The sequence below is a fragment of the Enterococcus sp. GPZ-007 genome (assembly GCF_059374735.1).
In genome coordinates, this window is the sequence record NZ_JCAFYN010000074.1 from 1 (window position 1) to 11,258 (window position 11,258).

Consider the following 11,258-nt stretch of genomic DNA (forward strand, 5'->3'; position numbering starts at 1 on the left):
GATTTAGCGTATTAGGAAAAGGTAAAGAATCACTAATAAGTAGCAAAGACACGCCAGGAGTGTTATAATATTTAAAAGGCAAAAAAGATTTTGCCTTTTTTTAGCGCAAATAACAAAATGTACAGTACGTGCTTCACACCAAGTTTTTTCGGGTGCAAGCAAAAAGGTAATTTCATTTTAAAAAAACAAAATTATTTCTGAAAAATAATTTCCTTAAATTGAGAAAGGAGTGGCACAAATGACTGAAAGTTTGCATTTAGTTGTCATTACTGGAATGAGTGGGGCGGGAAAGACCGTTGCGATCCAAAGTTTTGAAGATATGGGCTATTTTTGTGTAGATAATATGCCTCCTGGATTGATTCCTAAATTTTGGGAGTTGATTCGTGAATCTGGAAAAGTTACAAAAATCGCATTAGTGGTTGATTTACGATCACGTTCATTTTTTGAAGATATTCAAAATATGTTAGTAGAAATTGAGAATACCGGCTTTATCGATACAAGCATTCTATTTTTAGATTGTTCTGATGAGGAATTGGTTTCTCGTTATAAAGAGACGCGTCGGGCTCATCCACTTGCGATGGATGGTATGATTACAGAAGGAATCCGTAAAGAGCGTGCGATTTTGGAAGATCTAAAGAGTCGCGCCACATTAATGATTGATACGACCGATTTAACTCCGCGGCAATTACGTGAAAAAATCAACCAATCATATAAGCAGCAGGATGATATTGGTTTTCATGTGGAAGTTGTTTCTTTTGGTTTCAAGTACGGGCTGCCAATTGATGCCGATATCGTTATGGATGTCCGCTTTTTACCAAATCCACACTATATTCCAGAATTACGTCCGCAAACGGGATTGGATAAACCTGTTTACGATTATGTCATGTCTTTTCCTGAGACAGAAAGCTTTTATACAAATTTTGTCCGACTGATCATGGATATTCTACCGGGATATATTAAAGAAGGAAAAAGTTCGTTGACAATCGCAATTGGTTGTACTGGTGGACAGCACCGTTCTGTTGCTCTGACTGAGCGAGTAGGAAAAGCAATTAAGGAAGCAGACTATAAAGTAAATATCACTCATCGAGACAAAGACAAGCGGAAAGAGACGGTGAATCGTTCATGAGAATGAAAACTTATCGTATCCGCAAACCTAAAATCGTGGTAATCGGTGGAGGTACTGGATTGCCCGTCATTTTGAAAAGCTTGCGCAATCAAAGTGCAGATATTACTGCTGTAGTTACCGTAGCTGATGATGGCGGGAGCAGCGGTGAATTACGTGATTCTATCGATATGGCACCTCCAGGCGATCTGCGAAATGTATTAGCCGCTTTATCAGATATGCCGAAGCTTTATCATGATATTTTCCAATACCGTTTTAATAAAGAGGATAAATTTTTAGCGAATCACACAATCGGCAACTTGTTAATCGCTGCTTTATCAGAAATGCGCAATAGTACTTACGAAGCGATTCAACTTCTATCCATGATGATGCACGTTGACGGTCATATTTACCCATCTTCGGAGACACCATTAGTATTGCATGCTGATTTTACAGATGGAACCAGTGCAGTAGGTGAGTCAAAAATAGCACTTGATCGAAAAACGATCGAAAAAGTTTACGTTACTGAGAAGAATGGTGAAAAAGCCGTTCATGCAGCGCGTAAGGTGGTTAATGCGATTCATGAGGCAGATATGGTTGTACTTGGACCGGGTTCTTTATTTACCAGTATCCTGCCCAATTTAGTAATCGAAGAATTAGGGGATGCTGTCCGTACCACAAATGCGGAAGTTGTTTATATTTGTAATATCATGACGCAAAAAGGTGAAACAGAGCACTTCAGTGACGCGGATCACATTCGTGTTTTACACAAACATCTCGAAAGTAAATTTATTGACACTGTTTTAGTTAATACTGAACATGTACCAGAAGGCTATATGGATCCCGAGATTTATGATGAATACTTGGTTCAGGTCACACATGATTTCAATGGTCTGCGGGAAGAAGGCTGTCGAGTCGTTTCGACTGATTTCCTGAAATTACGAGACGGTGGTGTCTTTCACGATGGCGATAAAGTTGTTGATGAATTGTTCCGGATTGTTTTCGGGGCGAAAATATAGAATGGAATGATTTTCAATCATTCTTTATTATGAAAAGGAGGGCTTGCCATGTCTTTTGCAGCAGAAGTAAAAAAAGAATTAACGGGTCTGGCAGTCCAAAAAAATCTCGCACAAGCGGAGTTAGCCGCATTAATACGAATGAACGGTTCTCTTAGCTTGAACAATCACCAATTTGTTCTAAATGTCCAAACGGAAAATGCTGCAATCGCTCGTCGAATTTTTACTTTGTTAAAAGAGCACTATGGCGTGCGCAGCGAATTGTTGGTAAGGCGAAAAATGAAGTTAAAGAAAAACAATGTTTACATTGTTCGTTTGAAGCAGGAAACACAAAAAATCTTGTTAGATCTTGATATCATGGATGGGGTTATGTTTCAATCGCATATCGCTGATGAGATAAAACAATCAGAAAAGAAAACTCGCGCATATTTGAGGGGCGCATTTTTAGCGTCAGGTTCAGTAAACAATCCTGAGACCAGTCGCTATCATTTGGAAATATCATCAATCTACGAGGAGCATAATCAGGATATCTGTGATTTATTAAATCAATTTGATTTAAATGCGCGAACATTAGAGCGGCGTAATGGCTACATCACTTACCTCAAAGGGGCAGAGAAAATCGCCGACTTTTTAACCCTGATTGGTGCGACGAATTCCATGTTGAAATTTGAAGATGTTCGGATTGTTAGAGATATGCGCAATTCAGTCAATCGTCTGGTCAACTGCGAGACGGCCAATATGAACAAAACGATTGATGCTGCTTCGAAACAGATTGAGAACATTCATTTTATTGAATCAACAGTTGGGTTGCAATCTTTGCCAGAGAAGTTGCAGGAAATTGCAGAATTAAGAATTCAAAATCCGGAGATCAGTTTAAAAGAGTTAGGTGAAATGATTCCTTCAGGTGCGATTTCTAAATCTGGTATTAATCACCGTATTCGCAAGATCAATGATTTCGCTGAAAATTTACGACAAAAAACCGTTTGATAATTCAAACGGTTTTTTGTTTACTCTGTAATATATGCTTTAAGGGTTGCTTCATCAATCGACTCATCAAAAATGTGTTCGCCTAAAACCATTGTGGGAACAAATTTGATATTGGCTTGTTCAGCTTCATTACGAATCTCTCTCTGCAGGCTTTGATTTGCTTGCTGAGTGAATTGCAACGTTTTTTCAGCGTACTCAGCAACTGCTTCTAATTCAAAATTTTGCCAGATTTCTTGTGTTTCAAAGGCTTGCTGTATTTGTATTAAAGCTATTTTGGGATCTGCACTTATATATTCGTGCATGATATTGCCTCGTTGCAAACTAATTTTATCTTTATCTAATAATTTGATGATTCGCTGCACCTTTTTTTCAGTAACGGCTTGATTCAATATGTTATAAGAGTCTTCAAACCACTGTTTGCAATAAGGACAGCGAAGATTGATAAATTCAATCAACCGTTTGGGTGCGACATCTGAACCAATTTTGATTCCATTAAAGTCGTTTACTAGATTCCCTTTAATAATAGAAATATCCATGTGAGAACACGTCCTTTCTCTTATTAGTGTACAAAAGATTGATAAGAAAAAAAACTCTTTTCCTACAAATAAGTTAAAAAGACTATAACTCGTATTTGAAATTAAGGTTAGTTAGTTTATAATAAATCCGTTGTTATAAAAATTACAAACAAATTTTCTATCAATGAACAGTATTTTTCATTTTCGATTTAAAAATAAATGGAACAAACTTTTTATCGGAGACATGAAAAAATGAGTTGTTTTTTCTATAATAATGAAGCAACGAATAACTAACTGTACGTGAAAGAGAATTCAATTATTTTTAGTTTGCCGAGAATAGAGTGACAAAAAATGGTAGGCAATCTGTGAAAATATTTCATTTGAATAACTTATAACGTTAGAATCAATTCATTTTTTCATGAAGAATGATTTCGATAGTATGAATAAGGAGGAGAATCATGCGTAAGAAAAAAACGATGGATGGAAATACAGCTGCGGCATATATTTCGTACGCATTCACTGAGTTAGCTGCAATTTATCCAATCACTCCTAGCTCAACAATGGCTGAACTTGTGGATCAATGGGCTTCACAAGGAAAGAAAAATATATTTGGTCAAACAGTATCAATTACAGAAATGCAGTCAGAGGCTGGAGCCGCTGGAGTTGTTCATGGGGCGTTGAAAACAGGTGTCTTAACTACTACGTACACGGCCTCCCAAGGGCTATTATTGATGATTCCAAACATGTATAAGATTGCGGGAGAACTATTGCCTGGAGTCTTCCACGTAGCTAGTCGCGCAGTCACGACGAACGCTTTGAATATCTTTGGTGATCATGGTGACGTGATGGCGGCTCGACAAACGGGTTTTGCGATGCTGCAAGAAAGCAGTGTTCAAGAAGTGATGGATCTATCAGCAGTTGCCCATCTGGCAGCGATTGAAGGCAGCCTGCCTTTCATGAACTTCTTTGACGGCTTTAGAACGAGTCACGAGATTCAAAAGGTCGAAGTGCTTGATTATGAAGAATTAGCTCCATTGATTGATCAAGAGAAATTGAAAGTATTTCGCAAACGGAGTATGAATCCTAATCATCCGACGATTAGCGGTACCAATCAAAATCCGGATGTGCACTTCCAACAACGTGAAACTGTCAATCGCTATTACGATGAGCTACCAGCGATTGTACAAAAATACATGTTTGAAATCAATAAACTTCGCGGAACGAATTATGATTTAGTCACTTATTATGGTGCAGAGGATGCCGAAGAAGTTATAGTGGCAATGGGCTCTGTCGCACAAACTATCGAGCAAACTGTGGATTACTTGAATGGAAACGGGCGAAAAGTCGGTTTTCTAAACATTCATCTTTATCGTCCATTTCCGACCGAAAACTTTTTGGAAAAGCTGCCTGATACAGTTAAATCAATTGCAGTATTAGATCGGTCAAAAGAACCTGGAGCAGACGGTGAACCGCTCTTACAAGATGTTCAAGGTGTGATGTACGAAGCGGATGTTCGTCCTAAAATTATCGGAGGACGTTTCGGTTTGGGATCAAAAGATGTAACACCGGATCAGATTATTGCTGTTTACAATGAATTGCTGAAAGATAAAAGGGAAGCTAAGAAGCGTTTCACGATTGGAATCGTTGATGATGTGACCAATTTGTCTTTAGAAACAAAAGAAATCCTTGATCTGACGAATCCGAAAACATTCCAAGCGAAATTCTGGGGCTTTGGTTCGGATGGGACAGTTGGCGCGAACAAATCAGCAATCAAGATTATTGGCGATCATACCGATAAATATGCGCAAGGCTACTTTAGCTATGACTCGAAAAAATCGGGCGGATTGACCGTCTCGCATTTGCGTTTTGGTGATACGCCGATCCGTTCGACTTATCTTGTTGAGAGTGCCAATTTTATTGCGTGTCACACACCAGCATATATCCATACCTATGACTTATTAAAAGGCTTGAAACCAGGCGGCATTTTCTTGATGAATACCATGTGGAATGATACGCAGATAGATAAATTACTGCCAGCGAAGATGAAACGTTACATTGCTGAGAATAATATCAAATTTTACACAATTAATGCAGCGAAGTTAGCTATGGAAGTCGGTCTTGGTTCGCGAATCAATACTGTCATGCAAACGGCCTTCTTCAGTTTGACAGGTATTATTCCTTTTGAAGAAGTTTTAGATATCTTAAAATCCGAAGCAGATAAAAGTTACCGTCGAAAATCACTGGAAATCGTGGAGAAAAATATTGCTGCAATTGATCAAACAGTCGAATTATTGCATCGGGTTCAAGTACCAGATGCTTGGCGAACCATTGAGATTCCTGTAAAAAGCAATAAAGCTCCTGTTTCTCAATTCGTTGAACAAATTGTTGAGACAATGAATTCACAGCGAGGGAACGATTTAACTGTAAACGATCTGATTGTTAACGGCATGACAGATGGAACCATTCCAACTGGTACAACAAAGTTCGAAAAACGTGGCATTGCATTGGAAGTTCCACACTGGATCAGTGATCGTTGTACTATGTGTAATGAATGTTCATTTGTTTGCCCTCATGCAGCAATTCGACCATTCTTAGCTGATGAGGAAGAAATGAAAGAAGCGCCAGAAGGCTATATTGTAAGAGAGATGCGAGGCGCTGACGGTTTGAAGTACCGTATTCAAGTGTCTGTTGAAGATTGTACTGGTTGTGGCTTATGCGTTGAGGCTTGTCCAGCTAAAGGCAAGGCTTTGACCATGAAACCTTACGAAGAAGAAAAAGAACAAGCCATCAACTGGGCTTTTTCAATGACTTTAAAGCAAAAAGCTAACCCAGCAAAAACTAATTCGGTTTTAGGGTCGCAATTTAATCAACCATTGCTTGAATTCTCTGGGGCATGTGCGGGATGTGGAGAGACTCCGTACGTTAAATTGATGACACAAATGTTTGGGGATCGTATGATGATCGCCAATGCAACTGGTTGTTCTTCAATTTGGGGAGCTGCGGCACCGGTCAGTCCTTATACAACAAATGAAAAGGGGCAGGGACCAGCCTGGTCAAACTCATTATTCGAAGATAATGCGGAATATGGTTATGGCATGTTTCTAGCAAATCAGACGCGACGCAAAGAATTGGCTGACAAAATCATTGATGTTTTGGACACTGTTTCTGATGATTTGCGGGAACTGATGGAAGACTGGATGGATCACATGTTTGAATCAGAAGGAACCCAGCAACGAGCTGCCAAATTGACAGCAGCACTTGAAACGGCAAATCTATCCGATCCAAAACTTGCGGATATTTATGACAATCGCGACCTATTTGTTAAAACCAGTCAATGGATGTTTGGTGGCGATGGCTGGGCCTACGACATTGGATTCGGAGGGATAGATCATATTTTAGCTAGCGGTGCGGATGTAAATATCTTGGTCATGGATAATGAAGTGTATTCTAATACTGGTGGACAAACTTCTAAAGCAACACCTGCTTCCGCTATTGCGAAATTCTCTGCAGGTGGTAAATATCAGTCTAAGAAGGACTTAGGCATGATGGCGATGACTTACGGGAATGTTTATGTAGCCCAAATTGCTTCAGGTGCGAATCAGATGCAAACGATTAAAGCATTAGAAGAAGCGGAAAAGTTTCCTGGACCATCTCTTGTAATCGCCTATACGCCATGTATCAATCATGGGCTACGCGGCGGTATGAGCAAAACCTTACAAGAAGCAAAAGATGCGGTTAACTCTGGTTACTGGTCATTGTATCGTTACAATCCTTTGCAACGGGAAAAAGGAAAGAACCCAATGTCATTAGATTACAAAAAGCCTAATTTTGACAACATGATCGACTTTATGAAACAACAAACACGGTTCTCGGCCTTAGAAAGAATTCAACCGGATGACGCGCAACGTTTGTATCATAAGACAGTCAACGATGCTCAAACCCGTTTTTACAACTATGCACGCATAGCCGGGCAAGAAGATAAAATTCGGGCGAAACTAGAAGGTACGAAAGCTGAAGTAGTAGAGACTGCAGTCAGCGGGAAAGTAAAACGCGAACGGAAGGTTGATCCAGAAGCCGAAGCAAGGCGCGCGGCTCGCAGAGCAGCGCGAGCTGAAAAACGTAAAAAAGAGTAATTTTCGAGAGTCTTAGCTTGCTAAGACTCTCTCTTAAATTTTATGCTAGACCTGTACCACTGTGGTATAATTGTAAAGAATTTTGGATAGAAAGAGAGGTTATCTATGCCTAATCGTCTAATTGAATTATTCAAACCAGAATATTGGCTTAGCTTTTTTTCTGAGAACCTTTCAACTTGGGATATCATCGTCAACCTTTTAGATATATTTGTCGTCTGGTTTTTGATTTATCGTTTGTTTGAACTCGTTCGCGGAACAAAAGCGGTTCAATTGCTTAAGGGTGTCGCGATATTCATTGGTATACGTATAGCTGCCGAATTTATTGGGCTGCATACATTATCCTGGTTGATGAATCAGATTATTACTTATGGCGTGATTGCAGCAATCATTATTTTTCAGCCGGAAGTTCGTCGTGGTTTGGAGCATTTGGGACGCAGCGCCTTTTTTAAAACATCAAAAAAAGAAGAACTTGACGATGAGCGGATGATTTTAGCTTTTGATAAAGCAATACAATACATGTCTAAGCGGAAAATCGGTGCTTTAGTCACGATTCAGCGTTCAACCGGACTTGATGAATATATCGAGACAGGAATTGATTTAGATGCAGATATCACGGGTGAACTGCTGATCAACATTTTTATTCCTAATACTCCCTTGCATGATGGTGCTGTCATTGTAAAAGATGGAAAACTTGCAGTGGCGTCAGCCTACTTGCCGCTTTCTGATAGTATGATGATTCCAAAAGAATTCGGAACGCGACATCGGGCAGCAGTTGGCATCAGTGAAGTCAGCGATGCTTTGACATTCATCGTTTCTGAGGAAACGGGAGGTGTTAGTATTACATTAAACAACGACTTTCTGCATGATTTGTCACAAGAAGAATATTTAGCGGTAATGCGACGAGAACTATTGCCGGATGAGAAATATGCAGGCAGAAAGAGCCTCTTGCAAACCTTTTTGGAGGGTTTGACTAAAGGAGGGCAAAAATGAGAATCAAGTTTAAAAGAAACGATGTACCATATATACTGATTTCGTTACTGTTTAGTTTGCTCTTGTTCTTCAATGTAAATAGTCAAAGCTTTAGTAGATTGATTTCTTCTGAAACGAATTATGAAGAGTCCGTTCAAAATGTACCGATCAATGTCGTTTACGATTCTGATGAGTACTTTGTTCATGGTTTTTCATCGAATGTTTCAGTTAAATTGAGCGGTGCGAATCGAATCCAACTAAATAAGGAGATTGATCCTGATACACGTGATTTTAGTGTAGTGGCTGATTTAACTAATATTGGAGCGGGTACACATGAGGTTCGGTTGAAAACTAAAAGCCTATCCAGTTCACTTACTGCTACGATTGAACCAGAAAGAATTTCAGTTACTATCGAGAAAAAAGTTAAAAAGAAGTTTGACGTATCGCCAATTTTAAGTAGCACGACCAGTAATAATGGTTTAAAAGTCGGTCAATTGTCAACTCAACCAGAAAAGGTTGAAATCACTACTGGTGAGAATACGATGAAAGAAATTGATCGTGTTGTGGCATCTGTAGATAGTACTAAACTAACTGCGGATCAAGAAAGTATCCAAGCTCCCGTTCAGGCTTTGAACTCCGGCGGTGAAGCTTTGGCGATTCAATCAGATCCACAAAATGTCACCGTCAACTTTGAGATTCAAACACCAAGTAAGGAAGTATCACTTTATCCGATCCAAGAAGGGGTCTTACCTTCGGATGTTGAAAGTGTTAAAATTGATTTGAATCGCACAAAGGCAACAATTACCGGCGCGCAGTCAGTAATTGATCAAATAGACAGCATTGGTATTCCAGTAGATGTGAGTCAGATCCAAGGAACCGTTAAGAAATTTATCGACGTACCGGTTTCCGGAGAGTATCAAGTTAATCCGAAGACGGTGAGTGCACAAGTGACACCAGTATTTAAAAAATCACAAGAATCAGAAACTAGTAGTACAAATCATTCTAGTTCGTCGACCACAGAAGCCTCAGAGAATACAAGTGATGTTTCAAAATCTTCTGAAACCAGTGCTACAGAAATGTCAAGCAGTCAAGAAGAGTCGACAAATCAATCAACAAACTAGATGAAGAAGGGAAATATAATTTAATGGGTAAATATTTTGGAACAGATGGAGTACGCGGAATCGCGAATAAGGAGTTAACACCTGAACTTGCATTTAAACTAGGCCGTTGCGGCGGTTATGTATTAAGTCAACATCATGAGAGTGAAGGACGTCCACGTGTTTTAGTCGGTCGTGATACCCGTATTTCTGGTGAATTATTAGAAACAGCCTTAATCTCTGGGTTATTATCTGTTGGGATCGAAGTATTCCAACTTGGAGTTATCTCAACTCCAGGGGTTGCTTATCTAACTAGATTACAAAAGGCTTCAGCAGGGGTAATGATCTCTGCATCGCATAATCCTGCAGAAGATAACGGTATCAAATTCTTTGGTGGTGATGGCTTCAAACTGGTCGACGAACAAGAAGCTGAGATTGAAGCTCTGATAGACGCAGAAGAAGATACATTACCTCGTCCATCGGCTGAAGGACTAGGAACCTTAGATGAATTCCACGAAGGTCTGTTGAAATATTCTCAATTTTTAGTACAAACCATCTCAGGCGATCTATCTGGTTTAACGGTTTGTGTTGATGCAGCGAATGGAGCGACATCAACTAGTGTTAATCGCTTGTTTGCAGATTTAGAGACTGACTTCTATACGATGGGAACTTCACCTAATGGCTTGAATATCAATGCAGGTGTTGGTTCGACCCATCCAGAAGCTTTAGCAAAAATGGTTGTTGAAAAAGGTGCAGACGCTGGTTTGGCCTTCGACGGTGATGGAGATCGAGTGATTGCAGTAGACGAATTAGGAAACATCGTTGACGGCGACCGTATCATGTTTATCTGTGCAAAATATCTTGCTGAACGCAAACGTTTGAAAAAGGATACAGTCGTAACAACAGTCATGAGTAACTTAGGCTTCCATAAAGCGATTGAAGAAATTGGTTTAGAAGATGTGATTACACAAGTCGGGGACCGTTATGTAGTTGAGGAAATGCGGAAAAATGATTATAATCTTGGCGGTGAACAGTCAGGTCATGTATTATTCTTAGATTACAATACTACTGGTGATGGTATGCTGACAGGCGTTCAATTATTGAACATCATGAAACAAACGGGTAAGAAACTTTCTGAACTTGCTGGAGAAGTAACAATTTATCCCCAAAAATTAGTGAACATTCGCGTCAGTGATAAATACGGTGCAATGGATGTCCCTGCTATCAAAAAGGCTATTGAAGAAGCTGAAACTGAAATGAATGGCGACGGACGTATCCTAGTTCGTCCTTCAGGAACAGAACCATTATTACGTGTTATGGCAGAAGCGCCAACCCATGAAAAAGTTGATTACTATGTCGATAAAATCGCGGCAGTTGTTCGTGCAGAAATCGGTTTAGATTAATAAAACAGCAAAAGGTCCATTCTTAAATGATTGGGC

General features: G+C 39.6%; 8 protein-coding genes. 7 read left to right on the plus strand and 1 reads right to left on the minus strand.

Features of this window, described 5'->3' with window-relative positions; genetic code table 11:
• Positions 1 to 238: 238 nt before the first annotated feature.
• Genes rapZ through whiA form a run of 3 tightly spaced genes read left to right on the plus strand, consistent with a single transcriptional unit; the run spans position 239 to position 3,105 of the window.
• Positions 239 to 1,126, plus strand: coding sequence for an RNase adapter RapZ (gene rapZ, locus AC4J95_RS20410; protein WP_316402873.1), 888 nt, complete (start codon positions 239 to 241; stop codon positions 1,124 to 1,126).
• Positions 1,123 to 2,121: a gluconeogenesis factor YvcK family protein gene (locus tag AC4J95_RS20415; protein WP_494551435.1), complete on the plus strand. Its 999-nt coding sequence runs from the start codon at positions 1,123 to 1,125 to the stop codon at positions 2,119 to 2,121. Before rapZ ends, AC4J95_RS20415 begins: the two co-directional genes overlap by 4 nt.
• 48 nt (positions 2,122 to 2,169) lie before the next feature.
• The gene (gene whiA / locus AC4J95_RS20420) at positions 2,170 to 3,105 is read left to right on the plus strand and encodes a DNA-binding protein WhiA (protein WP_316402875.1); all 936 of its coding nucleotides are present in this window, start codon (positions 2,170 to 2,172) and stop codon (positions 3,103 to 3,105) included.
• A gap of 20 nt (positions 3,106 to 3,125) precedes the next feature.
• On the opposite strand, the gene AC4J95_RS20425 is transcribed toward whiA, so the two are convergent.
• The gene (locus tag AC4J95_RS20425) at positions 3,126 to 3,641 is read right to left on the minus strand and encodes a thioredoxin domain-containing protein (RefSeq protein WP_494551436.1); all 516 of its coding nucleotides are present in this window, start codon (positions 3,639 to 3,641) and stop codon (positions 3,126 to 3,128) included.
• A gap of 437 nt (positions 3,642 to 4,078) precedes the next feature.
• Between AC4J95_RS20425 and nifJ the strand changes: the two genes are divergently transcribed.
• The 4 genes from nifJ to glmM all read left to right on the plus strand — a co-directional run bounded on the left by nifJ (position 4,079) and on the right by glmM (position 11,222).
• Positions 4,079 to 7,753 (plus strand): pyruvate:ferredoxin (flavodoxin) oxidoreductase, encoded by a 3,675-nt coding sequence (nifJ, locus tag AC4J95_RS20430; protein WP_494551437.1) that lies wholly within the window; start codon positions 4,079 to 4,081, stop codon positions 7,751 to 7,753.
• Between the two features lie 105 nt (positions 7,754 to 7,858).
• Positions 7,859 to 8,743, plus strand: a complete 885-nt coding sequence (gene cdaA / locus AC4J95_RS20435) for a diadenylate cyclase CdaA (RefSeq protein WP_316402878.1) — start codon at positions 7,859 to 7,861, stop codon at positions 8,741 to 8,743.
• Positions 8,740 to 9,843: a CdaR family protein gene (locus AC4J95_RS20440; protein WP_494551438.1), complete on the plus strand. Its 1,104-nt coding sequence runs from the start codon at positions 8,740 to 8,742 to the stop codon at positions 9,841 to 9,843. Before cdaA ends, AC4J95_RS20440 begins: the two co-directional genes overlap by 4 nt.
• Positions 9,844 to 9,866: 23 nt before the next feature.
• Complete coding sequence (gene glmM / locus AC4J95_RS20445; protein ID WP_494551439.1) at positions 9,867 to 11,222, plus strand: phosphoglucosamine mutase; 1,356 nt, start codon at positions 9,867 to 9,869, stop codon at positions 11,220 to 11,222.
• Positions 11,223 to 11,258: the final 36 nt, after the last annotated feature.